We start from the raw sequence: 24,751 nt of genomic DNA, 5'->3' as shown, positions 1-24,751 counted from the left end.
TACGTCGCAACCCGTACCCGCCAGGTCGAGCCCAGGAGAGAAATGCCCGTCAATCACGACACGTCGTTCGTCGACACCATGCCGCAGAACGTGGCCGTGCAGTTCATCGAGCGGGTGAAGGTCTCGCCCGGGTCCGAGGCCTTCCGCTTCCCCCGCGGGGAGTCGTGGGAGTCCGTCACGTGGCAGCAGGCCGGCGACCTCGTCAGCCGCCTCGCCGGGGGACTGCTCTCCCTCGGGCTCGAGTCCGAGCAGCGCGTCGGGATCGCGTCGGGCACCCGCTACGAGTGGATCCTCGCCGACCTCGCGATCATGTGCGCCGGCGGCGCCACCACCACCGTCTACCCGAGCACCAACGCCGACGACACCGGGTTCATCCTCGGCGACGCCTCGTGCCGCTTCGTCTTCGCCGAGGACGACGTCCAGCTCGCCAAGATCGCCGAGCGGGCCGCCGACCTGCCCGACCTGGTCAAGGTCATCACCTTCGACGGCACCGCCGACGGCGACCGCGTCCTGACGCTGGACGCCCTGGCCGAGCTCGGCGACGCCTACCTCGCCGAGCACCCCGGTGTCATCGAGGAGAAGGCGAGGGCGATCCCCGCCGACCAGCTCGCCACCCTCATCTACACCTCCGGCACCACCGGCCGGCCCAAGGGCGTGCGGCTGCTGCACCGGTCCTGGGTCTACGAGGGCGCCGCCATCGAGGCGCAGAAGATCCTCGACGAGACCGACCTGCAGTTCCTCTGGCTCCCGATGGCGCACTCGTTCGGCAAGGTGCTGCTCTCCGCGCAGCTCGCCTGCGGGTTCGCGACGGCCATCGACGGTCGCGTCGACAAGATCGTCGACAACCTGGCGGTCGTGCGGCCGACGTTCATGGGCGCGGCCCCGCGGATCTTCGAGAAGGCACACGCCCGCATCGTCACGATGCAGGCCGCCGAGGGCGGCGCGAAGGAGAAGATCTTCAAGAAGGCCTTCGCCGTCGGCCTCGAGGTCGACCGGCGCAAGCGCGAGGGCACGTCCATCCCGGTCGGGATGAAGCTGCAGCACGGCCTGTTCGACAAGCTCGTCTTCAGCAAGGTGCGCGACCGGTTCGGCGGGCGGGTCCGCTTCTTCATCTCCGGCTCGGCGGCCCTCAACCCCGAGATCGCCGCGTTCTTCCACGCCGCCGGGGTCAAGATCCTCGAGGGCTACGGCATGACCGAGAACGCCGCCGGCGCCACGGTCAACCACCCCGACCACTACAAGATGGGCACCGTCGGCCCGGCGCTCCCGGGCGCCGAGGTCAAGATCGGCGAGGGCGACGAGGTGCTGCTGCGCGGCCCGCACATCATGGCCGGCTACCACAACAACCCCGAAGAGACGGCCCGGACGATCGACGCCGACGGCTGGCTGCACACCGGCGACAAGGGCTCCCTCGACGCCGACGGCTTCCTCACCATCACCGGCCGGATCAAGGACCTCTTCAAGACCTCGGGCGGCAAGTACATCGCCCCGCCCGCGATCGAGGCGAAGTTCAAGGCGCTGTGCCCCTACGCCAGCCAGTTCCTGGTCTTCGGCAGCGAGCGCAACTTCGTGGTCGCGCTGGTCACCCTCGACCCGGACGCCATGGTGGGCTGGGCCGAGGAGAACGGCCTGGCCGGCAAGGGCTACACCGAGGTCGTCCGGTCCGAGAAGGCCCACGCGATGGTCAGCGGCTACGTCGAGGAGCTCAACGCCAAGCTCAACCGCTGGGAGACCATCAAGAAGTGGGAGATCCTCGACGAGGACCTCACCATCGAGTCCGGCGAGCTCACGCCGTCGCTGAAGGTCAAGCGGAACGTCGTCGAGGCCAACAACGAGGACCTCATCGCCGGCTTCTACTCCTGAGCGCCGGCCCCGGGTGTGTCCCACACACCCGGGGCTGACGCACCCCACAGGAGACGCACAGCGCCGGCGGACACGCTCGGTGTCATGAGCACCGAGCGACCCCGCGCCCACCACGACCCCGACCACCACGGCCACCACGCGCCCGACCACCACGCGCCCGGCCACCACGCGCCCGGCCACGGGACCGACGAGCTCGAGGACCACGACCTCGGCCTGTCGCACGACCTGGTACGGATCGTCGGGCGCCAGCGGGCCTCCCTGGGGCGGCGCGGCCTGCTGACGATCCTCGGCGGCACCGTCGCCGTCGCGGTCGTCGGCTGCGCCGCCGACGACCCGTCCGGCTCGTCGAGCACACCGGCATCCTCGACCACCTCGGCGAGCGGCGGCCCCGGCGGCCCCCCGCCCGACGGTGCGGCCGCCGGCGCTGCCGAGGTCGACGTCGCCGACGGTGAGATCCCCGAGGAGACCGCCGGTCCCTACCCCGGCGACGGGTCGAACGGCGCCAACGTGCTCACCGAGTCCGGCGTCGTCCGCAGTGACATCACCTCCAGCTTCGGGACGGCCTCCGGCGTCGCCGAGGGCGTCGCGACGACGGTCCGGCTCAAGGTCTACGACCTGGACGGGGACGACGCGACCGCGCTCGCCGGCGCCGCGGTCTACCTGTGGCACTGCGACCGCAGCGGCGAGTACTCGATGTACTCGGAGTTGATCGCCGAGGAGAACTACCTGCGCGGCGTCCAGGAGACCGACGGCGACGGGTGGGTCGAGTTCACCACGATCTTCCCGGCGGCGTACTCCGGCCGCTGGCCGCACATGCACTTCGAGGTCTACGAGAGCCTCGCGGCGGCGACGTCGGCCGACAACAAGCTGCGGACCTCGCAGCTGGCCATCCCCGAGGCCACGGCCGACGAGGTCTACGCGAGCGTCGAGGGCTACGAGGCCAGCGTGAGCAACATGGAGCAGACCAGCCTGAGCAGCGACAACGTCTTCTCGGACGGCTACTCGCTGCAGATGGCGAAGGTCACCGGCTCGGTCGCCGACGGCTACGTGCTGACCCTCAACGTGCCCGTCTGAGCGGCCGTCCGACGGCTGCGCGAGGATGGAGCCATGCCGTCCGTCCTGCCCACCGGTGACCCGGTGCCCGACGACGGCAGCCTGCCCGACTCCGCCCTGTCCGGCCTCGGGGAGCGCAGCTTCTCGTTCTACGTCCACGTCCCGTTCTGCCGGGTGCGGTGCGGCTACTGCGACTTCAACACCTACACCGCCGAGGAGCTCGGGGCGCCCGGGGCCGACGGGCGGGGCGGGACCTCCCGCGGCACGTACGCCGCGTCGGCGATCGCCGAGGTCCGCCGGGCCCGCCGGGTGCTCGGCGACGTGGACCTGCCGGTGTCGACGGTCTTCTTCGGAGGCGGTACGCCGACGCTGCTGAGTCCCGCGGACCTCGGCTCGGTGGTCGCCGCGATCGGCGCCGAGTTCGGGCTCGCCGCCGACGTCGAGGTCACCACCGAGGCCAACCCGGACTCGGTCGCGCTGGCGGACCTCGAGGAGCTGCGCGCGGTCGGGTTCAACCGGATCTCGTTCGGCATGCAGTCGGCGGTCGACCACGTGCTGCGCGTCCTCGACCGCACCCACGACCCGCTCCGGGTGCCTCACGTCGTCGACTGGGCGCGGACGGCCGGCTTCGAGCAGGTCAGCCTCGACCTCATCTACGGCACGCCGGGGGAGTCGCTGGACGACTGGGCGACCTCGCTCGACGTCGCGCTCGCGTGCGAGCCCGACCACGTCTCGGCGTACTCGTTGATCGTCGAGGACGGCACCGCCCTGGCCCGCCGGGTGCGCCGCGGTGAGCTCCCGATGCCCGACGACGACGACCTCGCCGACAAGTACGTGCTCGCCGACGACCGGCTCACCGCGGCCGGCCTCGGCTGGTACGAGGTGTCCAACTGGGCCCGTGACGAGGCGGCCCGGTGTCGGCACAACCTGGCCTACTGGCGCGGCGGCGACTGGTGGGGCGTCGGCCCCGGCGCCCACTCCCACGTCGGCGGCACCCGCTGGTGGAACGTCAAGCACCCCGTCCCGTACGCCGAGCGGCTCGCGTCCGGGCTGAGCCCGGCGCACGCCCGCGAGGTGCTCGACGGCGACACCCGCCGGCTGGAGCGGGTGCTGCTCGAGGTGCGGCTCGCCGAGGGCCTGGCACTCGACGTCCTGGAGTCGACCGACGCGGTGGCGCCGGTCGTCGAGGCCGGGCTCGCGGTCGTCGACGACGGGCGGCTGCTGCTCACCCGGCCGGGCCGGCTGCTGGCCGACGCCGTCGTCCGCGACCTGCTGGGCTGACCCGGCCGGCGTCAGCCGGTGACGAAGTCGATGAGCTCCTCGACGCGGCCGAGCAGCGCCGGCTCGAGGTCGTGGAAGGAGCCGACCCGGCCGAGGATCTGCTTCCAGGCGCGCGCGATGTCGGCCTGGTCGCGGTGCGGCCAGCCCAGGTGCTGGCAGACGCCCTTCTTCCACTCGATGCTGCGCGGGACGTCGGGCCAGCGCTCCAGCCCGACCCGGCCGGGCTTCACCGCGGCCCACACGTCGACGTAGGGGTGCCCGACGATCAGCACGTGCTTCCCGACCGGTGAGGACGCGACCGCCTGGGCGATCCGGCTCTCCTTCGAGCCGGGCACCAGGTGGTCGACCAGCACGCCGACGCGGCGCTCGGGACCGGGCCGGAAGTCGCGCAGGTGCTCGGCGAGGTCGTCGACGCCGTCGAGGTACTCCACGACGACGCCCTCGATGCGCAGGTCGTCGCCCCACACCTTCTCGACGAGCTCGGCGTCGTGACGACCCTCGACGAAGATCCGGCTCGCCCGGGCGACCCGGGCCCTGGCGTCGTGCACGGCGACCGAGCCGGACGCCGTCCGCGTGGGCCTGGCGGGCGCACCGGCGCGCGCCGGAGGAGTGAGGATGACCGGCCTGCCCTCGAGCAGGAAGCCGGGGCCGAGCGGGAAGGTGCGCCGCTTGCCGCGCCGGTCCTCGAGCGTCAGCGTGTCGAGGTCGCGGTCGACCGCGACGATCTCGCCCACGAAGTCGGTCATGACCTCCTCGACCACGAGGCCCGGGTCGGCCGCCGCCTCGGCGGCGCGGCCGCGCTTGGGTGCGCGCCAGTCTCCGGACAGGACGTCGGTGCCGTAGCGATCCACGGGCTCACGCTAGGCGCGGGCACCGACGGCGGCGGTCAGGACGCGCCGTCGTCGCCGTCCTGTGACGTGGCGGACCCGCCCGCGTCGACGTCCTCCGACTCCGCGGCCGTCTTGCCGCCGGTCAGCAGGTCGTCGACGGTCTCGCCGTCGTCGAGGCCCTCGGCCAGCGGGTTGTCCTCGCTCGGCACCAGGTCGTCGGGCAGCTGCTCGTCGCCGATGCCCTCGGGCGCGGACTCGTTCTCGGACTCGCTCATGGTCCGAACCTACGTCGCCCCCGGGCCGGCGGGACCACCTGGGCGGGCGGGTCAGATGAGGGGGAGCCGCTTCTGCGCCCGCGGGAGCTGTTCGTAGGCGCGGTGGACCGCGTCCTCGAGGTAGCGGACGGGGAACGGCCACTCGGCCTGCGCGAGGGCGTCGCCGACCGGGACGCCGCGACCCGCGAGGTCGCGGATCGTCTCGGCCATCACGCCGATGGCGTTGCGCTGGTCCTCGAGGAACTCGCGGTCGACGACGGCGCCGTGACCCGGCACGACGACGGTGGCGGCGGTGGTGAGGCCGAGGACGACGTCGAGGGACAGCGGCCACTCGAGCGGGAAGCAGTCGGGCCCGAACCCGGGGGTCGCCTCCCGGTCGGCGGACTCCTCCACCAGGTCGCCGGCCAGGACGACGTCGACGTCGGGGATCCGCGCCACCAGGTCGCCGGCGGTGTGGCCGCGCCCGGGGTGGACCAGCTCGACCTGGCGGTCGCCGAGGTCGACGACCACCGCCGAGGAGAAGGTGTGGTCGGGGACGACGACGTCGGTGTCGATCACCTCCGCCGCGCGCGGGTCGTCGGCGCCGTCGTCGGGGTCGGCGTAGCGCCGCTTGACGCGCTCGGCGGCCGCGACGACGTTCGCGGCGGCCGTCTCGTGCGCGCGGATCGGCACCTCGCCGTAGGCCGACCGCAGGGTGGCGTTGCCGAGCACGTGGTCGAAGTGCTCGTGGGTGTTGACCACCTCGACGACCTCGACGCCGGCTCCCAGGCCGAGCGCGGCGATGTCGGTGACGATCTCGCGGGCCGCCGCGGCCGAGGCGAGCGTGTCGACCACGAGCAGCCCACGCCCACCACGCACGAGCGTCACGTTGACGTCGAACCACGCGTGGCGCGCGACCCAGACCCGGTCGGCGATCTCGGTGAACGGCATGGGGCGAGCGTACGGACGCCCGGCCCCGATCTCAGCAGAGGCCGGCGTGCAGCTCGCTGCGCAGCAGCTCGCCGAGCTCCTCGGTGGTGGTCGCGACGCGGCGGAACACGAGCCTGTGCACGTGCGAGCCCTCGACGTCGACCCACTGGACGTCGACGCCGGCCGGGGAGAGGTCGGCGAGCGCCACGCCGATGACGTCCGCGAGGCGGGTGCCGGTGGTGGTGCTGACGGCGCGGCGCAGCTCGTCCTGGTGGCAGAGGTTCGCGTGCTCGGTCGAGCGCTGGAGGTAGCCGCCGTTCAGCAGGTGGTCGGCGGAGCGGAAGTGCTCGACCGGGACCCGCTGCCGCTCGCCGCCGGGCGCGGTGGGCCGGGACAGCACGACGAGGTCGACGACCAGCACCAGGGTCTCGCGCTCGTCACAGCAGCACTCGCAGGTTTCGAGGCCGCGGACCTCGAGCCGGCCGCCGAGGGTGACGACGGCGTCGCGGTCGGCCGAGCCGGGGCGTCCGACGCCGCTCTCGAGCGTGAGCAGGGCGCGGCGGCCCTCGGCCGCGGCGGCCGCGAGCCTGGTGCCGACCGGGCTCGAGAACGTCGGGACGCCCCCCAGGTCCTGCATGCCGAGCTCGTCGCCCGACTCGCCGAGGTCGCCGAGCACGTCGTCGACGCCGTCGACGACGAGGTTGACCCCGGCCGGGCAGGCCAGGATGCTGCGGGCCGCACGGGCGAGCCGGGCCGGCTCGGACTGCCCCGGGCCGGTCGTGGTGCTGCGGTGGTCGAGCGAGGTCATCGGAACTCCTCCAGACGAATAAGGCAAGCCTAACCTATATCTCCCCAGGGATGACAAGGACCGTCACGACGAGGCGGTAGGCTTGGCACTCCCGCACGACGAGTGCCAGCACGCGTGGGCGGGGCGATCAGCACGGGACAGGAGGGCGGCATGCAGGAGGAACGACGGCTCGCCGTCCTGCGCGCGATCGTCGAGGACTACGTCTCGACCGAGGAGCCGGTCGGGTCGAAGGCCCTGGTCGAGCGGCACGGGCTCAACGTCTCCCCGGCCACGGTCCGCAACGACATGGCCGCCCTGGAGGACGAGGGCTACCTCACCCAGCCGCACACCAGCGCGGGCCGGGTGCCCACCGACAAGGGCTACCGCCTCTTCGTCGACCGGCTGACCACCGTCAAGCCGATGACCGGTGCGGAGAAGCGGGCCATCTCCAGCTTCCTCGACGGCGCCGTCGACCTCGACGAGATCGTCACCCGCTCGGTGCGGCTGCTCTCGCAGCTGACCCGCCAGGTCGCCGTCGTGCAGTACCCCACGCTCTCGCGCTCGACGGTGCGTCACGTCGAGCTGGTCGCCCTCGCACCCGACCGCCTGCTCGCGGTGCTCATCCTGAGCAGCGGGCGCGTCGAGCAGCGCCTGGTCGAGCTCGGCGTCCCGATCGCCGACGACGACCTCGCCCGGCTCCGCACCCGCCTCAACCTCAGCGCCACCGGCGAGGTGATCGCCGACGCCGTCACCGCGCTGCGCGACCTCGCCGAGGCCGAGCCCGGCCCGAGCGCGCTCGTCGCCGGCGTCCTGGTCGACGCGATGAGCGACCACCGCTCCGACTCGCGCGTCGCCGTCGGCGGCGCCGCCAACCTCGCCCGCTACGGCGACAGCTTCGACTCCGCGGTCCGTCCGCTGCTCGAGGCGCTCGAGGAGCACGTCGTGCTCCTCAAGCTGATGGGGGAGGCCTCCGCGGCCGGCACCGTCACCGTCCGGATCGGCGCGGAGGGCCCGATCGAGCAGTTCTCCTCCACCAGCGTGGTCACCACGGGCTACGGCCCGCACGACGACGCCCTGGCGACCCTCGGCATCGTCGGCCCGACCCGGATGGACTACCCGGGGACGATGGCAGCGGTGCGCGCGGTCGCCCGCTACGTCTCCCGGATCCTCGACGAGGCCTGACCACCTCCGTCCCACCCCAGCACCACACCCACGACCCCTCGCACGAAGGAACGCAGTTGAGCCAGGACCTGTACGACCTCCTCGGGGTGTCGCGCGACGCAGACGCCGACGCCCTCAAGAAGGCCTACCGAAAGCTCGCCCGGCAGCTCCACCCCGACGTCAACCCGGACCCCGAGACCCAGGAGCGGTTCAAGGAGGTCTCGGCGGCCTACGAGGTGCTCTCCGACCCGCAGAAGCGCGCGGCGTACGACCGCGGCGGCGACCCGTTCGGCGGCGGCTTCGGCCAGGGCGCCGGCTTCTCGTTCACCGACATCATGGACGCCTTCTTCGGCGGCCAGGGTGGCCCGGGCGGTCAGGGTGGCGGGGGTCGGGGCCCGCGGTCGCGGATGCGCCGCGGCCAGGACGCCCTGATCCGCATCGAGATCGACCTGGCCGAGGCGGCGTTCGGCGTCTCGCGCGAGCTCAAGGTCGACACCGCCGTCCTGTGCACCACCTGCCAGGGCGACGGCGCCGCGCCGGGCAGCCACCCGGTGCCGTGCGAGACCTGCCGGGGCCAGGGCGAGGTCGCCCACGTGCAGCGGTCCTTCCTGGGCGAGGTGCGCACGCTGCGCCCGTGCGCGGCCTGCCGCGGCTTCGGCACGATCATCCCCGAGCCGTGCCGCGAGTGCTCCGGTGACGGCCGGGTCCGCTCGCGCCGCACGCTCACCGTCAAGATCCCCGGCGGCGTCGACACCGGCACGCGTGTCCAGCTCGCCGAGCAGGGCGAGATCGGCCCGGGCGGCGGCCCCGCCGGCGACCTGTACGTCGAGATCCAGGTCGTCCCGCACGAGACCTTCACCCGCAACGGCAACGACCTGCACTGCACGGTCACCCTGCCGATGACGGCGGCGGCCCTCGGCACCACCCTCACGCTGCCGACCCTGGAGGCCGACGTCGAGAGCGGCGCCGGCTCCGGCGTCGAGACGTCGTTCGAGCTCGTCATCGAGCCCGGCACGCAGTCCGGCTCGCAGGAGGTGCTGCGCGGTCGCGGCGTCCCCGGCCTGCGCGGCGGGCGCGGCGACCTGGTCGTCTCCGTCGTCGTCGAGACGCCCGGGCGGCTCGACCCCCGCCAGGAGGAGCTGCTGCGCGAGCTCGCCGCCCTGCGCGGCGAGGAGCAGCCGACCGGGCAGGTCAAGGCCCAGCAGAAGTCCGTCTTCGGTCGCCTCTTCGGCCACTGAGCCGCGTCCGAGCCGTCCCAGCCGTCCGAGTCGTCGCCGTGTCCCTCCCCGTCCACCTCGTCCCCTCGCTGGGGGACCCGACCCCGGTCGTCGGCGACCGGGTCGAGGTCGACGGCGACGAGGCACACCACGCCGTGGCCGTCCGGCGGACCCGGGTCGGTGAGCGCCTGGTGCTCACCGACGGCGCCGGCACGTCGGTGACCGGCACGGTCGACGGCACCGGCAAGCGCCGGCTCACGGTGGTCGTCGACGAGGTCGACGTCGTGCCCGAGCCGTCACCGGCGGTCACCGTCGTGCAGGCCCTGCCGAAGGGCGACCGCGGCGAGCTCGCCGTCGAGGTGCTCACCGAGGTGGGGGTCGCCGAGGTCGTGCCGTGGGCCGCGTCCCGCTCGGTCGCGGTCTGGAAGGGCGAGCGCGCCGAGAGGTCGCTGGCCCGCTGGCGCGCGACCTCCCGCGAGGCCGCCAAGCAGGCCCGCCGCTCGTGGCACCCCGTGGTGACCCCGCTCGCGAGCACCGCGGACGTCGTCCGGCTGGTCGCCGACGCCGACCTCGCCGTCGTCCTGCACGAGGCGGCGACGTCGCCGCTCGCCGCCGTCGCGGTGCCGGCGTCCGGGCGGATCGTGGTGGTCGTGGGTCCCGAGGGCGGCCTGAGCGACGACGAGGTCGCGGCCCTCGTCGCGGCCGGGGCGCACGGCGTCCGGCTGGGCTCGGAGGTGCTGCGGACCTCCACGGCCGGGGTCGTGGCCGTCGGCGCGCTGCTGGCCCGCACGCCGCGCTGGTCCTGAGGATCAGCGGCTCGCGAGCAGCGCCTCGACCCGGGCCGACTCCTCGGCCAGCTCGGCGCGCTCGGCGCGGGTGAGGTCGCGCAGCGTCTCGAGGACGACGACGCGGCCCTCGGCGACGTGCCACAGACCGGTGAGCCAGCCGTCGACGAACAGCGTCATCGCCGAGGCGCCGTTGACGCCTGACCAGGCGTCGCGCGCTCCGGGCGCGGTGACCCGGTCGCGCCGGGCGTGCGAGAGCCAGAGGTTGTCGTAGGTGCCGAGTAGGCGGACGGGGGCGGGCTCGTCGGCCGCCGCGATCGGCGCACCCTCGACGTCGTACAGGGTGCGGCCGTCCTCGTCCTCGTGGACGACGAGGTCGGTCATCGCCCTGACGACCGGACCGAGCCGGGTCACCGCCGACCACGCCGTCAGGTCGGCCGCCGTGGCCGGACCGAACGCCCGGAGGTAGCGGCGGACGACGTTCTCGGTGGCGGGGGCGTCGAGCGGGCGACCGGTCCAGCGGTCGGCGCGGTCGTAGACGACGCCGCCGACGCCGCGCCACGTGCCGCGGGGCGGCAGCTGCACCAGCGGGGCGGCCGAGCGCGCGAGCTGGCCCAGCCGGGTGGCGGGGTACGCCGGGAACCGCTCGGCCAGCGCGGCGCCGATCGCCCGCTGCGGCAGCGGCCCGTCGGCGAGCACCTCGTCGAGCGCGGCGAGGAACGCCGTCCGGTCGACGTCGCGAGCCGGCCCGACGTTCTGGCTGCTCCTGATCTCGCGCTCGTGGACCGTCGCGGTGAAGGCGCGCAGCCCGATGTCGTCGGCCGCGAGCAGGTGCACGGTGCCGCGCATCGTCAGGAGGCGCACCAGGGTCCGGTCCTCGAGACCGCGGGTGACGTCGTCCGGGTCGAACGACGACAGCCGCGCCGCGAGCGACAGGAACGGGGGCAGGTTCTCCTGGGCCTGGAGCCCGAGGAGGTGGCGGGACTCGTCGACGACGCTCGCGTCGGTGCGCTCGAGCAGGTGCTGGCGCCGCAGCAGCGTGCGGTTCAGGGTCCGCGGCGACAGCCTCACGTCGGCGACCGGTCAGTGGGCGCTACGCGACGGTAAAGGTCCGGGTGTCCTCGTAGGGGCCGGGCCCCTCGCCGCCGCTGGGGTCGTCGGTCTGCGCGTGCAGGACGTACTCGCCGGGGGCGAGCGAGGAGACGTCGACCTCCGCCGACCACGGGTACAGGTCGTCGATCCAGCCCTCGGCCGTGGCGAAGTCGCGCAGCACCTCCTTGCCGGAGGCGTCGGTGACGAAGAACGGCACCGTCGCCTCGAACGACGACGCCACGCCCTCGATGCTCAGGCTCCCGCTCGCCGTCGCGCCCTCCTCCGGCGTGGTCAGGCTGACCAGGGCGAGGACCTTCAGCGGCTTGGCCGCCTCGACGCCGTCGCCGGTGGGCTGGCCGAGCAGGTCGACCGGGGCGCCGTCGGCGAGGACGACGCGGACCGGCTCGCGGGACCCGGCGACGCCCTGGAGCGTGTAGACCAGCGACTGCACCGCGAGCCTCGCGTCGGCGGGGGAGAGGCCCTTGTCGGGGCTGGTGACCGAGTCCTCGGCGAGGGTCACCACGATGGCGCCGTCCTGCTGGGCGACCGTCTCGATCGTGACGGCGTTCAGCAGGGTGCCGTAGTCGGGGTCGAGCGCGTCCCCGGCGACGAGCAGCGCGGCCGCCTCCTCGAGCGGGTTGTCGGACCCGACCTCGCGGAACTCGCGGTAGAGCCGCTGCCCGAACGGGGAGTCCCCGGTGAAGTAGACCGGCACCGCGGTCGTGGCGGCGGGCTCGCTCGGCGCGGTCGACGGGGCGCCGGACTCCTCCGGGCTGCTGCTCGGTCCGTCGTCGGGGGTGTCGCCGTCGTCGTCGCCCGGGGACTCGCTCGGGCTCGGGTCGGTCCCGGTGCCGGACGACGCCGGCTCGGGGTCGTCGTCGCCGCAGCCGGCCAGGAGGCCGAGCGCCAGGGGGGCGGCGAGTACGAGAGCGGCTCCGCGGGTCCTGAGGTTCATGGGTCCATCCTGGCGTCGTCGGGCGGTCGATCGGTGGTTCATCCGACGGTGAGCGTGCGCGTGTCGACGTCGGTGCCCCTGCCCTCGGTGCCTGCGGTGGGGTCGTCGGTCTGGCACCGGAGCGTGTAGTCGCCGGGCTCGACCCGGGCGAGGGCCACCCGCGTCTCCCACGGCTCCAGCGCGTCGTCGAGCAGGCCGCCGTTGACGGTCGCCCGCTCCCGGGCCGCGTCGCCGTCGGCGTCGAGGAGCTGGCAGAAGATCGACCCCTCCCACGAGCTCCCGACCCCGGACGCCGTGAACGCGCCGCTGACGACGGTGCCCTCGGCGGGCGCGTGGATCTGCACGTGCGACTGGACCGTCAGCTCGTCCTCGGCGGCCGTCGGCGCCACGACCACGTCGCCGCCGGCGTCCACGAGCTCCACGGGCAGGTCGGTGTCCTCGGTGGCCTGGAGCGTCAGGACGAGCTGCTGGACGGCGACCGGGTCGTCGGCGGGGCCGCCGTCGACGACCACGCGGACGACGTCGTCGCCGACCTCGTAGGACACCAGCGAGCCCTCCGGCCACCGGGTCTCGTAGTCCGGGTCGGCGGGACCGGCCATCAGCGCGCCCAGGGCGTCGCTACCGGACGACGTCGACCGGTAGAGCACCTCGGCCGGCGCGTCCGGTCCGTCGGGGCCGGGCCCGACGAAGTAGGCGGAGGCCCCGGAAGACCCGGTGTCCCCGGCCCCCTCGGCCGCGACGACGATCGTGCGGGTGTCCTCGGTCGGCCCGCCACCCTCGCCGCCGGTGGGGTCGTCGGTCCGGGCGATGAAGGTGTAGGTGCCGGGCTCGAGGTCGGAGACGTCGATCTCGGTCTCCCACGGGTAGAGCCGGTCGTAGGCGCCCTCGGCCGTCGCCGAGGACTCCTTCACCACGGTGCCGTCGGCGTCGACGACCTGCCAGGGCACGGTCGCCTCGAAGGAGTTGGCGACCCCCCGGGCGGTGAAGCTGCCGGACACGGTGCGCCCCTCGCGGGGGTCGCTGATGCTCACGAGGGCCAGGGCACCGGGGTCGGCCTCGACGGTGAAGGCCTCGGCCCCGCGGGAGAACGTGATCGACTGCAGCTCGGAGGCCGCCGCGACCGTCGCCCGCAGCTGCTGCAGGGCCAGCTCGTCGTCCGGCGCGTCCGGGGCGAGCTGCACCCGCACCTCCCCCTCGACGACCCGGGCACCGGTCACCGAGCCGGCCGGCCACGAGGTCCGGTAGTCGGGGTCGTCGGGATCCGCCAGGGCCTCGACCGCCTCCAGCACGTCACGGCTGCGGTCGAACCTGGGCACCTGCTGGAACTCGCGGAACAGGCGGGTCCCTTCGGGCGTGTCGCCCAGGAAGTAGAGGCCGACGGCCTGGGTGGCACCGGACGGCGCGGTGTCGGGCGGAGGGACCTGGCCCGTCGGCGGCGACGTGGTGGTGGGGGCGGTCGTCGGGGCGGCCACGTCGGGGTCGTCGCCGCCGCGGTCGACGACGACCGCGACGGCCACGACGACGGCAGCCGCGAGCAGCGCGGAGCCGCCGGCCGCCCACCAGCCCCTGCGGGGCGGTGGCGTCGTCCGGGCCCGGATGGCCGCGAGCCGGTCGGTGGGCTCCACGTCGGCGACGGCGTCGCCCACCAGCGCGCGCAGGTCGTCGTCGCGCCGGTCGTCGTGGCGGTCGTCGTGGCGGTCGTCGTGGCGGCGCTGCCAGGGGTCGGGGGTGGTCACAGGTCTGCTCCGTCCAGGAGGACGCGGAGCGCAGCGGCTCCGCGGGAGGCGTGGGACTTGACCGCACCGCGGCTGATGCCGAGGGCACCGGCGATGTCGGCCTCGCTGAGGTCGAGGTAGTAGCGCAGCGCGAGCACCTCGCGCTGGCGTCCGGGCAGCGCGCGCAGCGCGTCGAGCACGACCTCGCGGCGGGCGTGGGCGAGGGCCGGCTCGTCCGCCGGGGGCGCCGGGTCGGGCAGCCGCTCGCGAGCGGCGTGCCGGTCGACGACGCCGCGGTGGCGCAGCACCGAGCGGGAGCGGTTGACCACCGCCTGGCGCAGGTAGGACAGCGCCTTGTCGGGGTCGCGCAGACGTCGCCAGTGACCGTGCATCGCGACGAACGCGTCCTGGACGACCTCCTCGGCGGTCCCGACGTCGCGCACGAGCAGGACCGAGAGCCGGACCAGCTGGCGCCAGTGGGCGGCGTAGAGGGACTCGACGGCCTGGTCGGCGTCCCAGTCACGGGACCCGCTCATGGCTGCCTCGTCCTCGGTGCCGACATGGGTGATCACGGTAGTGCGACGCGCACCGGGGCCCCGGGGTTTACCGTGGGTGCCCATGACCTCCGTGGCCCCCGTCGGTGACTGCCTGTTCTGCAAGATCGTCGCCGGTGACATCCCGGCCGAGGTCGTGCACAGCACCGAGCGCACGGTCGCGTTCCGTGACCTGAACCCGCAGGCGCCGAGCCACGTGCTCGTCGTCCCCCGCGACCACCACGAGAACGCCGCCGCCCTCGCCGCTGCCGACCCGGAGGCCTCGGCCGAGCTGGTGCGGACGGCGGCGGCGGTCGCCGGCGCGGAGGGCCACGACGACTACCGGCTCGTGTTCAACACGGGCTCCGGTGCCGGCCAGACGGTCTTCCACGCCCACCTGCACCTGCTCGCCGGCCGCTCGTTCGACTGGCCGCCCGGCTGACGGCGGGCGCCGGGCCTCGGCGGGCCGGGGCTCAGAGGACGGCGAAGACGATCCGGAGCACCGCGAACAGGACCGGCATCCCGAAGACCACCAGCAGCACCCAGGCGGTGATGCGGTGCAGCGGCTTGGTGCCGTCGAGGCTGCCGGCGAAGTCGAGGAGCGCGCCGTCGGGCACGTGGTGGGTCAACCCCATCTTGCGGGCGTCCTCGGGCAGCATCCCGCCGGGGAACCAGTACGGCGGCGCGGGCTCGCCGGCGTCGTCGGGCGCGAGGTCCTCGTCGAACTCGTCGCGCTGCATGCGCACACGGTACGACCCCGGGCCGCGGGTTACGCGGTGGAAGGGCCCACGACCCGCGGCGTACCATGGATCTCCCACGACCTCCCGACCCGAAAGGCCGCCCGCCCGGGCACCCATGACCGACTCCCACAGCACCGGTGACCTCCAGACCCGCCACACCGTCGTGGTCCCCAACAGCATCGACATGGTCACCCTGCTCGGTCCGGGCGACGAGCACCTCGGCATCATCGAGGGCGGTTTCCAGGCCGAGATCCACGTCCGCGGCAACCGGATCACCCTGCACGGCGAGCCGGGCGAGGTCGCTCTGGCCGAGCGGCTGCTCGACGAGCTCGTCACCATCATCCGCACCGGCCAGGGCATCACGTCCGAGACCGTGGAGCGGGTGATCACGATGCTCCGCACCGAGACCACCGAGCGCCCCGCCGACGTCCTGTCGCTCAACATCCTGAGCAACCGCGGCCGCTCGATCCGGCCCAAGACGCTCAACCAGAAGCGCTACGTCGACTCGATCGACAAGCACACGATCACGTTCGGCATCGGCCCGGCCGGCACCGGCAAGACCTACCTCGCCATGGCGAAGGCGGTGCAGGCCCTGCAGAGCAAGCAGGCCAACCGGATCATCCTGACCCGCCCGGCCGTCGAGGCGGGGGAGAGCCTCGGCTACCTGCCCGGCACGCTCAGCGAGAAGATCGACCCCTACCTGCGCCCGCTGTACGACGCGCTGCACGACATGATCGACCCCGACACGATCCCGAAGCTGCTCGCGGCGGGCACCATCGAGGTCGCGCCGCTGGCCTACATGCGTGGGCGCACCCTCAACGACAGCTTCATCATCCTCGACGAGGCGCAGAACACGACGCCCGAGCAGATGAAGATGTTCCTGACCCGGCTCGGGTTCGGATCGAAGATCGTCGTCACGGGCGACGTCACCCAGGTCGACCTGCCGGGCAGCACGAAGTCCGGCCTGCGGGTCATCCAGGGGATCCTCGACGACGTCGACGACATCTCCTTCCAGCGCCTGACCAGCCACGACGTCGTCCGGCACCGGCTGGTGGGCCGCATCGTCGCGGCCTACGACGAGTTCGACGCCCGCGGGGGCCTCCAGAACGCGAAGGAGCAGACCAGGTGAGCGGCTCGTGACGATCGAGGTGATCGACGAGTCGGGGCTCGACGTCGACGTGCAGCACCTGGCCCGGCTGAGCAGGTTCGTGATGGACCGGATGCGCGTGCACCCGCTCGCCGAGCTGTGCATCAAGGCCGTCGACGAGGACACCATCGCCCAGCTCAACGAGCAGTGGATGGAGAAGGAGGGCCCGACCGACGTGCTCGCCTTCCCGATGGACGAGCTGCGCCCGGGACTGGTCGACGAGGAGCCCGAGGAGGGTGTCCTCGGCGACATCATGCTGTGCCCCGCGGTCGCCGTCCGGCAGGGCGAGACGGCCGGGCACGGCACCCTGGCGGAGATCGAGCTGCTCACGACCCACGGCATCCTGCACCTGCTCGGCTACGACCACGCCGAGCCCGAGGAGCACCGGGTGATGTTCGCCCTCCAGGACGAGATCCTGGGGGAGTGGCGCACCCCGTGACCCGCCTCCCGTTCCGCCGGTGACCCGCCGATGACCTGGGTCCTGGCCGCGGTCCTCGTCGTCCTGGCCGGCGTGTTCACCGCCGTCGACGCCGCCCTGGGGTCGTTCTCGAAGGCCCGCGCCGCCGAGCTCGTCACCGAGGAGCGGGCCGGCGCCAAGCAGCTGGTCCGGCTGCTCGAGGACGCGCCGCGCCACCTGAACACCGCGCTGCTGCTGCGGCTGCTCTGCGAGATCTCCGCGATCGTGCTCGTCACCCTCGACCTCGACGAGGTCCTCGACGGCGAGTGGTGGATCAGCGTGCTCGTCGCGATCGGTGTCATGCTCGTCGTCTCGTTCGTCGTCATCGGCGTCGGGCCGCGCACCCTCGGGCGCCAGCACTCCGAGACGGTCGCGCTGCTCTCGGCCGGCACGTTGTCGGCCTTCACCACCGTCCTCGGCCCGCTGCCGCGGCTGCTCATCCTGCTCGGCAACGCGATCACCCCCGGGCGGGGGTTCCGCGAGGGTCCGTTCTCCAGCGAGACCGAGCTGCGCGAGATGGTCGACATCGCCGAGGCGTCGGCGCTGATCGAGGAGGGCGAGCGGCGGATGATCCACTCGGTCTTCGAGCTCGGCGACACCACCGTGCGCGAGGTGATGGTGCCGCGCAACGACGTCGTCTACATCGAGCACTACAAGAACCTGCGCCAGACCATGTCGCTGTTCCTGCGCAGCGGCTTCTCGCGGCTGCCCGTCGTGGGCGAGAACCTCGACGACATCCGCGGGTTCGCCTACCTCAAGGACGTCGTCCGCCGCGACTTCGAGGACCCCGACATCGAGCTCACCCAGCACGTCGAGGAGGCCATGCGGCCGGTCCTGTGGGTGCCGGAGTCCAAGCCGGTCGACGACCTGCTGCGCCAGATGCAGGCCGACCGCCAGCACATCGCCGTCGTCGTCGACGAGTACGGCGGGACCGCCGGCCTGATCACCATCGAGGACCTGCTCGAGGAGATCGTCGGCGAGATCACCGACGAGTTCGACGAGGACGAGGTCGAGGTCGAGCAGCTCGACGAGGTCGACGGGCTCGACGGCGGCTACCGCGTCTCCTCGCGCTACCCCGTCGACGACCTCGACGACCTCTTCGGCTTCGACGTCGAGGAGGAGGACGTCGACAGCGTCGGTGGCCTGATGGCCAAGCACCTCGGCCGGGTGCCGATCGCCGGCTCCGTCGTGGAGGCGCACGGCCTGCGGTTCGAGGCCGAGGACGTCGCCGGCCGCCGCAACAAGGTCGGCACCGTGCGGATCCGCCCGGCCGTCGTCCCGGTGCCGGAGCCGGCCGGCGACGAGCCGGCCGACGACTGACTCGTCGCGCGGGCGCCCTGGGAGAGGCCGCCTAGGGTCGGTCGCATGAACCTGCGCGCCCTGCCCCTGATCGACCGGCTCCCCGGCCGCGGGGGCGACCACCCGCGGACCGTGCTCGAGCTCGACCTGTCCCACGGCGTCCAGGTCGGGCCGCCGGGCAGCCCCCTCCAGGCGCTCCGCCTGCGCCAGGCGCCGACGTTGCGGGCGCTCGGCGACGGGCTGCGCCGCGCCGCGGCGGACGACGACGTCCTCGGCCTGCTCGTGCACGTCGGCACCTGCCCGCTCACCCTCGCGCAGGCCGACGAGGTCGGCGCACTGGTCGCGGACTTCTCGCAGGACAAGCCGTCGGTGGCGTGGACCGAGACGTTCGGCGAGCTGACCAGCGGGCTGGCGGCCTACCGCGTCGCCGTCCACGCGCGCGAGGTCTGGCTCCAGCCGTCGGGCGCGGTCGGGCTCGTCGGGGTGAGCGCGGGGATCACCCTGCTCCGCGGCGGGCTGGAGAAGCTCGGCATCGACCCCGAGCTCGAGCAGCGCCACGAGTACAAGTCGGCCGCCGAGCAGCTCGCCGGGCGCGAGGTGAGCGAGGCCAACCGCGAGATGACCCAGCGGCTCGCGGACGCCGTCGTCGACGACACCGTCGCGCGGGTGGCGGCGCGGCGCTCGCTCACCGAGCACCAGGTGCGCGCCGCGATGGCGGCCGCGCCGCTGAGCGCCACCGCTGCGCTGGACGCCGGTCTCGTCGACCGGCTCGGCTACGCCGACGAGGTCTACGCGTGGGCCCGGGAGACGTGGACGCCGGCCTGGGAGCCGCGCTTCGTGCACCGGTACGCCGGTGACGGCCCGGGCGGCGCGGGTGGTGCGCTCCGCGCGCTGACCCAGCGGCACCGGCCGGGCGTCGCCGTCGTCGACGTGACCGGCCCGATCGTCCTCGGCCCGGGGACGGCGCGGCAGGCCGGTGCCGAGCGGATCGGCGCCCGGCTGCGCGAGGTCGGTCGTGACGACGACGTCCGGGGCGTGGTCCTGCGCGTCGACAGCCCGGGCGGCTCGTACGTCGCCAGCGACGCGATCCGCCGCGAGGTGCTCCGGCTGCGCGAGTCCGGCCGCCCGGTCGTCGCCGCGATGGGCACGGTGGCCGCGTCCGGGGGCTACTTCGTCGCGATGGGCGCCGACGAGGTCGTCGCCCAGCCGACCACCCTCACCGGCTCGATCGGCGTCCTCGCCGGCAAGATGGTCGTGGAGCGGTTGCTCGACCGCGCCGGCATCGTGCACGAGTCGGTCAGCGCCGGTCCGCGGGCGGCGATGATGGCGGTGAGCCGGCCCTTCACCGACGAGGAGCGCGCGGTGCTCGACGCCTGGCTCGACGACGTGTACGCCGACTTCACCGCCAAGGCCGCGGCCGACCGCGGGCTGGCCCTCGACGTCCTCGAGCCGCTCGCCCGCGGCCGGGTCTGGACCGGCGGCGACGCCACCGACCGCGGTCTCGTCGACCACCTCGGCGGCACCCGGCTCGCGCTCGAGCGGGTCTGTGCCCTCGCCGGCCTCGACGTCGACGACGTCGCCCTGCGCACGCCGTCCCCGCTCGACTTCCTGCGCCAGCTGCGGGTGGCGGAGTCGAGCGAGTCGCCGGCCGCGGCGTCGCTCACCACGGCCGCGACCGTCACCCTCGGCGGACCGGAGGCGATGCTCGCGCGGCTCTCCGAGGTGGTCGGCCTGCCGCTCACCCACGGGGTGCTCTCGATGCCGCCCGGCCTGCGTCTCCTAGGCTGAGGCCCATGTCGCAGGAGCCCACGCCGACCGCCCTCAGCGCCGAGGACACCAAGCTCGTCACCCTGGCGCGGGCGACCCGGGCCCGCACCCAGGCGGCCGAGGGCGCCGCCGTGCGCGACCTCGACGGTCGCACCTACGCCGCCGCCACGGTCGAGCTCGACGCCCTCCACCTCAGCGCCGTGCAGGCCTGCGTGGCGATGGCGGTGGCCGCCGGTTCGCGCGGCCTGGCCGCCGTGGTCGTCCTCGGGGACGCCACCGAGCTCACCTCGCCCGACCGCGCCGTCCTCGACGAGTACGCCGGCCCCGACGTCGTCGTCCACCTCGGTGACGCGCGGGGCGCGATCCGGCCCCGCGCGGACGCGACCTAGCCGGCTACGGCCCGCCCAGCGGGTTGATCCCGCTGGCGCGGCCGCGGAACGCGACGTGGAGCAGGTCGGTCATCTCGAACAGGTCACCGCGCCCCAGCGTCGGGCGGAACGACGGGTCGCGCACGATCGAGCTCCGGCTGCCCTCCATCGCGCGGTGCATCGTCTCGGCCACCAGGCGCGCGCCCACCCCGGTCATCCGGCCGCCGTTGACCTCGGCCTCGCGCAGCACGTAGAACCACAGCGGCGTCCGGGCCGCGACGGCGTCCTTCTCGGCGGCCGTCAGGGCCGCCAGCGACGCGCCGCCGGCGCCGTCGAGCACCTGCCCGCGGGTCAGGGCCGGCACGACCACCCCGCGCGCGGCGAGGTGCTCGACCATCTGCTGACCGCTGGCGAGCCGGAGCATCGAGGAGCGCGTCAGGTTGCGGAAGGCGAGGTTGCGGGAGACGTCGTCGAACGGCGTCCCGGCCGGCCCGCCGAAGGTCCCGGGCGGCAGGTTCTTGAGCGGGTCGGTCAGCAGGGTGTCGAGCCGCATCGCCCGCGAGACGTTGTCGTTCGGCGCCGCGAGCTCGGGGTGGCCGCCGGCCGGGAAGTCGTACATCCGGCGCCAGTCGGCGATCCAGTTGCTCAGCAGCCGGTCCTCGCCGCCGAGGTCGCCGCCGGTCGCGGAGAACTGGAACATGTAGTCGAGGAAGCCGTTCGGCCCCGCGAAGCGCCGGTTCCAGTTGTACGACGCCCGCACCATGCTGTGGCCGAGCCGGAACGCCGCCACCGAGAACTCCACGGGCATCCGCGGCACGTCGGTCGGGGCTGCGTCCGGCTCGACGACCGCGCGACCGTGGGTGAAGACGTCGTCGACGACGGCCGGGTCGAGGAGGCGCGGCAGGTAGTCGTGCCGGATCATCCACTGGTAGTGCAGCGTGACCCGCTTGCGGGCCCGCCGGAACCTCGCGGCCGGCGCGACGCCCGCGCCGAGGGTGTCGACGACGCGGTTGTGGAAGCGGATCATCGCGAGGTGGGTCTGGGCGACGATCAGGTTCTCGTCGTTGCGGACGTCGGGGACCAGCGCCGTGCGCCGCTCGCGCCGCGACCCGGTGCCGCGCCGCGGCAGGTCGTGGCCGGCCTTGACGCCGTCCGCGCCGATCTCGATCGTGTCGCCGGTGCGCAGGTGCAGCCCGTCGGCCTCGTAGAACGCCGCCGACACCGGGTCGGCCGGCCCGGCGCCGTACAGGGAGTCGAGGTCGAGCCGCGGTGAGCGCCCCTGCACCAGCTCGGCGGGCGTGACGTCCTCGCCGAGCCGCACCAGGGTCTGGTCGAGGGTGAGGTCGTGGTCGATGAACTGGCCGAGGTAGGTGTAGCCGGCCGGGACGTCGCCCGCGCCGCCACCCCCGGCGACCATCGCGAGCGCGAGCTTGCGGTTGAGCGAGTCGGCGGCCCGGCGCCCGCGCGGGCCGGCCCGGAAGAACCGGAACGGCGGCGCCTCGGCCCGGGCGAGCGCGCGGGTCTGCGCGCTGCGCCGGCCGACGTCGGTCTCGACCAGACCCTCGCCGTCGATGAAGAAGGTCTCGGTGCCGTGCCGGTGGGTGCCCATCCCTCGACGATAGGAACGGGCGGACCCGCGCACATGACCCGAACTCGTCATCCCGAGCTCGTCCGGCCGGGCTCGATCGGGCCGGGCTCGTGCGGCCCGGCTCGTGCGGCCCGGGGTGTGATGGCCGGCACCGATCTCGCGGCGCGCCGCCGGCCCGCAACCTGCCCGACACACGGGCGGAGTAGTTTCGAGGGGTGGGGAAGCACACGGTCCCGGACGCCTGGGCCCAGCACGAGCAGGCGGTCGCCCGGCTGGCGGCGTCGTACGCCGCGATCCCGGCCGGGTCGCCGGTGCGGCTCGCGAAGCGCACGACGAACCTCTTCCGGGTCCGCAGCGTCACCTCGGCGCCCGGCCTCGACGTCTCCGGCCTCGACGGCGTGATCGAGGTCGACCCGGTCGCCCGCACGGCCGAGGTGCAGGGCATGTGCACCTACGAGGACCTCGTCGACGCGACCCTCCCGCACGGCCTGATCCCGCTCGTCGTCCCCCAGCTCCGCACGATCACCCTCGGTGGCGCGGTCAGCGGTCTCGGCATCGAGTCCACCAGCTTCCGCAACGGGCTCCCGCACGAGTCGGTGCTCGAGATGGACGTCTTCACCGGCGCCGGCACGGTCGTCACGACGCGCCCCGGCGACGACCTGTTCGACGCCTTCCCCAACTCCTACGGCTCGCTCGGCTACGCCACCCGGCTGCGGATCGAGCTCGAGGCGGTGCCGGCCTACGTCGCGCTGCGCCACGTGCGCTTCGACGACGCCGGCCTGCTGGCCAAGACGATCGCCGAGATCACCGCCACCCACGAGCACGCCGGCCAGCGGGTCGACGGCCTCGACGGCGTCGCGTTCGCGCCCGGCGAGCTCTACCTGACGCTGGCCCGCTGGACCGACGACCCCGCCGACGCGTCGGCCGGGGGAGCCGCGTCCGACTACACCGGCCAGGACGTCTACTTCCGCTCCCTGCAGGAGCGCGAGACGGACCTGCTCACGATGTACGACTACCTGTGGCGCTGGGACACCGACTGGTTCTGGTGCTCGGGTGCCTTCGGTGCGCAGGATCCGCGGATCCGCCGTCTGTGGCCGCGCCGGCTGCGACGCTCCGACGTCTACATGAGGCTGCTCGGTCTCGACCGGCGCTTCGACGTCGCCGACCGGCTCGACCGCCGGGCCGGCCGTCCGCAGCGCGAGCGCGTCGTCCAGGACATCGAGGTGCCGGTCGAGCGGATCGCGGAGTTCCTCGCCTGGTTCGACGACGAGATCGGCATGCGGCCGGTGTGGCTGTGCCCGCTGGTGGCGCGGCGCGCCTGGCCGACGTACCCGCTGGCACCGGGGGAGACCTACGTCAACGCCGGCTTCTGGGGCACCGTCCACGTCGGGCCGGACGCCGTCGACGCGCCCCGCAACCGCGCCATCGAGGCCGAGGTGCACCGCCTCGGCGGCCACAAGTCGCTCTACTCCGAGTCGTTCTACGACCGCGCCACCTTCGACGCCCTCTACGACGGACCGGCCCTCGCGGCGGTCAAGGACCGCTACGACCCCGGCCACCGTCTCACCGACCTCTACGACAAGACCGTCCGCAGGAAGTGATCGCATGAGCAACCGCACCGACTCCCGAACCACGTCCAGGGCCGACTTCCGGATCGCCGACGTCGTCGCCGACCTGACCCGCGGTGGCATGCCACTGCGGTTCGAGGCCTACGACGGCAGCGCCGCCGGGCCCGCCGACGCCGAGATCCGTCTCGAGCTGGTCAACCAGCGCGGCCTCCAGTACCTCGTCACCGCCCCGGGTGACCTCGGGCTCGCGCGGGCCTACGTGTCCGGTGACCTCGTCGTCCACGGCGGACACCCGGGCAACCCCTACGAGGTGATGCAGAAGCTCAAGGACCACACGAAGTTCCGGGCGCCGTCGGCGTCCGAGCTGGTCACGATCCTCCGCGGCCTGGGGATCTCCAACCTCAAGCCGCCGCCCCCGCCGCCGCAGGAGCACCTGCCGCGCTGGCGCCGGCTGATGGAGGGGATGCGGCACACGCTCACCCGCGACGCCGAGGCGATCCACCACCACTACGACATCTCCAACACCTTCTACCGCCACGTGCTCGGACCCTCGATGGCCTACACCTGCGCGGTCTACCCGCACGAGTCGGCCACCCTCGAGGAGGCGCAGCGCGAGAAGTTCGACCTCGTCGCCCGCAAGCTCGACCTCCAGCCGGGCCAGCGCCTGCTCGACGTCGGCTGCGGGTGGGGCGGCATGGTGCTGCACGCCGCGAAGGAGTACGGCGTCAAGGCGGTCGGGGTCACGCTCAGCCAGCAGCAGGCGTCGTGGGCCAAGGAGGCCATCGACGCCGCCGGCCTCGCCGACCTCGCCGAGGTCCGCCACCTCGACTACCGCGACGTGCTCGAGACCGACTTCGACGCGATCAGCTCGATCGGCATGACCGAGCACATCGGGGTCAGGAACTACCCGTCGTACTTCGGGTTCCTGCGCGACCACCTGCGGCCCGAGGGCCGGTTGCTCAACCACTGCATCACCCGCCACGACAACCGGCCGGCGACGACCGGGGCGTTCATCGACCGCTACGTCTTCCCCGACGGCGAGCTGACCGGCTCGGGCCGGATCATCACCGAGATGCAGGACGCCGGCCTGGAGGTCATGCACTCGGAGAACATCCGGCTGCACTACGCCCGCACCCTGCGCGACTGGAACCGCAACCTGGTCGACAGCTGGGACGCGTGCGTCGAGGAGGTCGGCATCGGCACCGCCCGCGTGTGGGGCCTCTACATGGCCGCCTGCCGCGTCGGCTTCGAGCGCAACGAGGTGCAGCTGCACCAGGTGCTCGGCGTCCGCACCGGCGACGACGGGGCCGACGGCTTCGCCCTCCGGCCGACGTGGTGAGGGAGCGCACTACCCTCTCCTG

At 73.7% G+C, this 24,751-nt stretch carries 24 protein-coding genes; 14 read left to right on the top strand and 10 right to left on the bottom strand.

Features of this window, described 5'->3' with window-relative positions; all coding sequences use genetic code 11:
* The first annotated feature begins 42 nt into the window (after window positions 1-42).
* The 3 genes from E4623_RS09120 (at window position 43) to hemW (ending at window position 4,197) form a co-directional block, all read left to right on the top strand.
* Complete coding sequence (locus E4623_RS09120; protein WP_134766186.1) at window positions 43-1,863, top strand: AMP-dependent synthetase/ligase; 1,821 nt, start codon at window positions 43-45, stop codon at window positions 1,861-1,863.
* Between the two features lie 84 nt (window positions 1,864-1,947).
* Window positions 1,948-2,937: a 3,4-dioxygenase subunit beta gene (locus tag E4623_RS09115; RefSeq protein WP_134766185.1), complete on the top strand. Its 990-nt coding sequence runs from the start codon at window positions 1,948-1,950 to the stop codon at window positions 2,935-2,937.
* 33 nt (window positions 2,938-2,970) lie between these two features.
* A complete protein-coding gene (gene hemW, locus E4623_RS09110) occupies window positions 2,971-4,197 on the top strand; it encodes a radical SAM family heme chaperone HemW (protein ID WP_134766184.1) in 1,227 nt (408 codons plus the stop codon).
* Window positions 4,198-4,208: 11 nt separating this feature from the next.
* On the opposite strand, the gene E4623_RS09105 is transcribed toward hemW, so the two are convergent.
* From E4623_RS09105 to E4623_RS09090, 4 genes are read right to left on the bottom strand one after another with little or no spacing between them, the layout of a single operon-like run.
* Window positions 4,209-5,048, bottom strand: coding sequence for a DUF3097 domain-containing protein (locus E4623_RS09105; protein WP_134766183.1), 840 nt, complete (start codon window positions 5,046-5,048; stop codon window positions 4,209-4,211).
* A gap of 35 nt (window positions 5,049-5,083) precedes the next feature.
* On the bottom strand, window positions 5,084-5,302 hold the full coding sequence (locus E4623_RS09100; RefSeq protein WP_134766182.1) for a hypothetical protein: 219 nt from the start codon (window positions 5,300-5,302) through the stop codon (window positions 5,084-5,086).
* Window positions 5,303-5,353: 51 nt separating this feature from the next.
* Window positions 5,354-6,232 (bottom strand): MBL fold metallo-hydrolase, encoded by an 879-nt coding sequence (locus E4623_RS09095; RefSeq protein WP_134766181.1) that lies wholly within the window; start codon window positions 6,230-6,232, stop codon window positions 5,354-5,356.
* Window positions 6,233-6,263: 31 nt separating this feature from the next.
* On the bottom strand, window positions 6,264-7,019 hold the full coding sequence (locus tag E4623_RS09090; protein ID WP_134766180.1) for a hypothetical protein: 756 nt from the start codon (window positions 7,017-7,019) through the stop codon (window positions 6,264-6,266).
* Window positions 7,020-7,169: 150 nt separating this feature from the next.
* On the opposite strand from E4623_RS09090, the gene hrcA reads away from it, so the two are divergent.
* From hrcA to E4623_RS09075, 3 genes are read left to right on the top strand one after another with little or no spacing between them, the layout of a single operon-like run.
* Window positions 7,170-8,180: a heat-inducible transcriptional repressor HrcA gene (gene hrcA, locus E4623_RS09085; protein WP_134766179.1), complete on the top strand. Its 1,011-nt coding sequence runs from the start codon at window positions 7,170-7,172 to the stop codon at window positions 8,178-8,180.
* Between the two features lie 56 nt (window positions 8,181-8,236).
* Window positions 8,237-9,397, top strand: a complete 1,161-nt coding sequence (gene dnaJ, locus E4623_RS09080; protein WP_134766178.1) for a molecular chaperone DnaJ — start codon at window positions 8,237-8,239, stop codon at window positions 9,395-9,397.
* A 38-nt stretch (window positions 9,398-9,435) separates the two neighbouring features.
* Window positions 9,436-10,182 (top strand): 16S rRNA (uracil(1498)-N(3))-methyltransferase, encoded by a 747-nt coding sequence (locus E4623_RS09075; protein ID WP_134766177.1) that lies wholly within the window; start codon window positions 9,436-9,438, stop codon window positions 10,180-10,182.
* 3 nt (window positions 10,183-10,185) lie between these two features.
* Here the strand turns inward: E4623_RS09075 and E4623_RS09070 are convergent, their stop codons facing one another.
* The 4 genes from E4623_RS09070 to E4623_RS09055 are packed head-to-tail and all read right to left on the bottom strand — an operon-like array spanning window position 10,186 to window position 14,459.
* Window positions 10,186-11,232 carry a winged helix DNA-binding domain-containing protein gene (locus E4623_RS09070; RefSeq protein ID WP_134766176.1) on the bottom strand — a complete coding sequence of 349 codons (1,047 nt, stop codon included), beginning with the start codon at window positions 11,230-11,232 and terminating at the stop codon, window positions 10,186-10,188.
* A gap of 22 nt (window positions 11,233-11,254) precedes the next feature.
* Complete coding sequence (locus E4623_RS09065; RefSeq protein WP_167736540.1) at window positions 11,255-12,208, bottom strand: Gmad2 immunoglobulin-like domain-containing protein; 954 nt, start codon at window positions 12,206-12,208, stop codon at window positions 11,255-11,257.
* Between the two features lie 38 nt (window positions 12,209-12,246).
* The gene (locus tag E4623_RS09060) at window positions 12,247-13,944 is read right to left on the bottom strand and encodes a Gmad2 immunoglobulin-like domain-containing protein (RefSeq protein WP_134766174.1); all 1,698 of its coding nucleotides are present in this window, start codon (window positions 13,942-13,944) and stop codon (window positions 12,247-12,249) included.
* Window positions 13,941-14,459, bottom strand: coding sequence for a SigE family RNA polymerase sigma factor (locus E4623_RS09055; RefSeq protein WP_134766173.1), 519 nt, complete (start codon window positions 14,457-14,459; stop codon window positions 13,941-13,943). Before E4623_RS09055 ends, E4623_RS09060 begins: the two co-directional genes overlap by 4 nt.
* 82 nt (window positions 14,460-14,541) lie before the next feature.
* On the opposite strand from E4623_RS09055, the gene E4623_RS09050 reads away from it, so the two are divergent.
* A complete protein-coding gene (locus E4623_RS09050; protein WP_134766172.1) occupies window positions 14,542-14,898 on the top strand; it encodes a histidine triad nucleotide-binding protein in 357 nt (118 codons plus the stop codon).
* 31 nt (window positions 14,899-14,929) lie between these two features.
* Here the strand turns inward: E4623_RS09050 and E4623_RS09045 are convergent, their stop codons facing one another.
* Window positions 14,930-15,196 carry a hypothetical protein gene (locus E4623_RS09045; RefSeq protein ID WP_134766171.1) on the bottom strand — a complete coding sequence of 89 codons (267 nt, stop codon included), beginning with the start codon at window positions 15,194-15,196 and terminating at the stop codon, window positions 14,930-14,932.
* A gap of 115 nt (window positions 15,197-15,311) precedes the next feature.
* Between E4623_RS09045 and E4623_RS09040 the strand changes: the two genes are divergently transcribed.
* Genes E4623_RS09040 through E4623_RS09020 form a run of 5 tightly spaced genes read left to right on the top strand, consistent with a single transcriptional unit; the run spans window position 15,312 to window position 20,255 of the window.
* On the top strand, window positions 15,312-16,325 hold the full coding sequence (locus tag E4623_RS09040; RefSeq protein ID WP_134766170.1) for a PhoH family protein: 1,014 nt from the start codon (window positions 15,312-15,314) through the stop codon (window positions 16,323-16,325).
* Between the two features lie 7 nt (window positions 16,326-16,332).
* A complete protein-coding gene (ybeY, locus tag E4623_RS09035) occupies window positions 16,333-16,782 on the top strand; it encodes an rRNA maturation RNase YbeY (RefSeq protein WP_134766169.1) in 450 nt (149 codons plus the stop codon).
* A 30-nt stretch (window positions 16,783-16,812) separates the two neighbouring features.
* On the top strand, window positions 16,813-18,120 hold the full coding sequence (locus E4623_RS09030) for a hemolysin family protein (RefSeq protein ID WP_134766168.1): 1,308 nt from the start codon (window positions 16,813-16,815) through the stop codon (window positions 18,118-18,120).
* Between the two features lie 45 nt (window positions 18,121-18,165).
* The gene (gene sppA, locus E4623_RS09025; RefSeq protein ID WP_134766167.1) at window positions 18,166-19,887 is read left to right on the top strand and encodes a signal peptide peptidase SppA; all 1,722 of its coding nucleotides are present in this window, start codon (window positions 18,166-18,168) and stop codon (window positions 19,885-19,887) included.
* A 5-nt stretch (window positions 19,888-19,892) separates the two neighbouring features.
* A complete protein-coding gene (locus tag E4623_RS09020) occupies window positions 19,893-20,255 on the top strand; it encodes a cytidine deaminase (protein ID WP_134766166.1) in 363 nt (120 codons plus the stop codon).
* Between the two features lie 4 nt (window positions 20,256-20,259).
* Here E4623_RS09020 and E4623_RS09015 read toward each other — a convergent pair whose 3' ends face one another.
* Window positions 20,260-21,843 (bottom strand): peroxidase family protein, encoded by a 1,584-nt coding sequence (locus E4623_RS09015; protein WP_134766165.1) that lies wholly within the window; start codon window positions 21,841-21,843, stop codon window positions 20,260-20,262.
* A gap of 194 nt (window positions 21,844-22,037) precedes the next feature.
* On the opposite strand from E4623_RS09015, the gene E4623_RS09010 reads away from it, so the two are divergent.
* Window positions 22,038-23,423 carry an FAD-binding oxidoreductase gene (locus tag E4623_RS09010; protein ID WP_134766164.1) on the top strand — a complete coding sequence of 462 codons (1,386 nt, stop codon included), beginning with the start codon at window positions 22,038-22,040 and terminating at the stop codon, window positions 23,421-23,423.
* A gap of 4 nt (window positions 23,424-23,427) precedes the next feature.
* The gene (locus tag E4623_RS09005; RefSeq protein ID WP_134766163.1) at window positions 23,428-24,729 is read left to right on the top strand and encodes a cyclopropane-fatty-acyl-phospholipid synthase family protein; all 1,302 of its coding nucleotides are present in this window, start codon (window positions 23,428-23,430) and stop codon (window positions 24,727-24,729) included.
* Window positions 24,730-24,751: the final 22 nt, after the last annotated feature.

Origin of the sequence: Nocardioides sp. 1609 (genome assembly GCF_004522105.1) — a bacterium.
GTDB lineage: Bacteria > Actinomycetota > Actinomycetes > Propionibacteriales > Nocardioidaceae > Nocardioides.
Note: the sequence above shows the minus strand (reverse complement) of the source record. Positions and strands in the feature narration are given on the sequence as shown.

What these genes read in the sequence shown, in the direction of transcription:
- E4623_RS09115 (WP_134766185.1), top strand. Translation starts at nt 1,948, where the DNA reads ATGAGCACCGAGCGACCCCGCGCCCACCACGACCCCGACCACCACGGC.
- E4623_RS09040 (WP_134766170.1), top strand. Translation starts at nt 15,312, where the DNA reads ATGACCGACTCCCACAGCACCGGTGACCTCCAGACCCGCCACACCGTC.
- E4623_RS09050 (WP_134766172.1), top strand. Translation starts at nt 14,542, where the DNA reads ATGACCTCCGTGGCCCCCGTCGGTGACTGCCTGTTCTGCAAGATCGTC.
- E4623_RS09045 (WP_134766171.1), bottom strand. Translation starts at nt 15,196, where the DNA reads ATGCAGCGCGACGAGTTCGACGAGGACCTCGCGCCCGACGACGCCGGC.
- E4623_RS09005 (WP_134766163.1), top strand. Translation starts at nt 23,428, where the DNA reads ATGAGCAACCGCACCGACTCCCGAACCACGTCCAGGGCCGACTTCCGG.
- E4623_RS09090 (WP_134766180.1), bottom strand. Translation starts at nt 7,019, where the DNA reads ATGACCTCGCTCGACCACCGCAGCACCACGACCGGCCCGGGGCAGTCC.
- E4623_RS09095 (WP_134766181.1), bottom strand. Translation starts at nt 6,232, where the DNA reads ATGCCGTTCACCGAGATCGCCGACCGGGTCTGGGTCGCGCGCCACGCG.
- hemW (WP_134766184.1), top strand. Translation starts at nt 2,971, where the DNA reads ATGCCGTCCGTCCTGCCCACCGGTGACCCGGTGCCCGACGACGGCAGC.
- hrcA (WP_134766179.1), top strand. Translation starts at nt 7,170, where the DNA reads ATGCAGGAGGAACGACGGCTCGCCGTCCTGCGCGCGATCGTCGAGGAC.
- E4623_RS09020 (WP_134766166.1), top strand. Translation starts at nt 19,893, where the DNA reads ATGTCGCAGGAGCCCACGCCGACCGCCCTCAGCGCCGAGGACACCAAG.
- E4623_RS09030 (WP_134766168.1), top strand. Translation starts at nt 16,813, where the DNA reads ATGACCTGGGTCCTGGCCGCGGTCCTCGTCGTCCTGGCCGGCGTGTTC.
- E4623_RS09055 (WP_134766173.1), bottom strand. Translation starts at nt 14,459, where the DNA reads ATGAGCGGGTCCCGTGACTGGGACGCCGACCAGGCCGTCGAGTCCCTC.
- E4623_RS09120 (WP_134766186.1), top strand. Translation starts at nt 43, where the DNA reads ATGCCCGTCAATCACGACACGTCGTTCGTCGACACCATGCCGCAGAAC.
- E4623_RS09100 (WP_134766182.1), bottom strand. Translation starts at nt 5,302, where the DNA reads ATGAGCGAGTCCGAGAACGAGTCCGCGCCCGAGGGCATCGGCGACGAG.
- sppA (WP_134766167.1), top strand. Translation starts at nt 18,166, where the DNA reads ATGAACCTGCGCGCCCTGCCCCTGATCGACCGGCTCCCCGGCCGCGGG.
- E4623_RS09015 (WP_134766165.1), bottom strand. Translation starts at nt 21,843, where the DNA reads ATGGGCACCCACCGGCACGGCACCGAGACCTTCTTCATCGACGGCGAG.
- E4623_RS09065 (WP_167736540.1), bottom strand. Translation starts at nt 12,208, where the DNA reads ATGAACCTCAGGACCCGCGGAGCCGCTCTCGTACTCGCCGCCCCCCTG.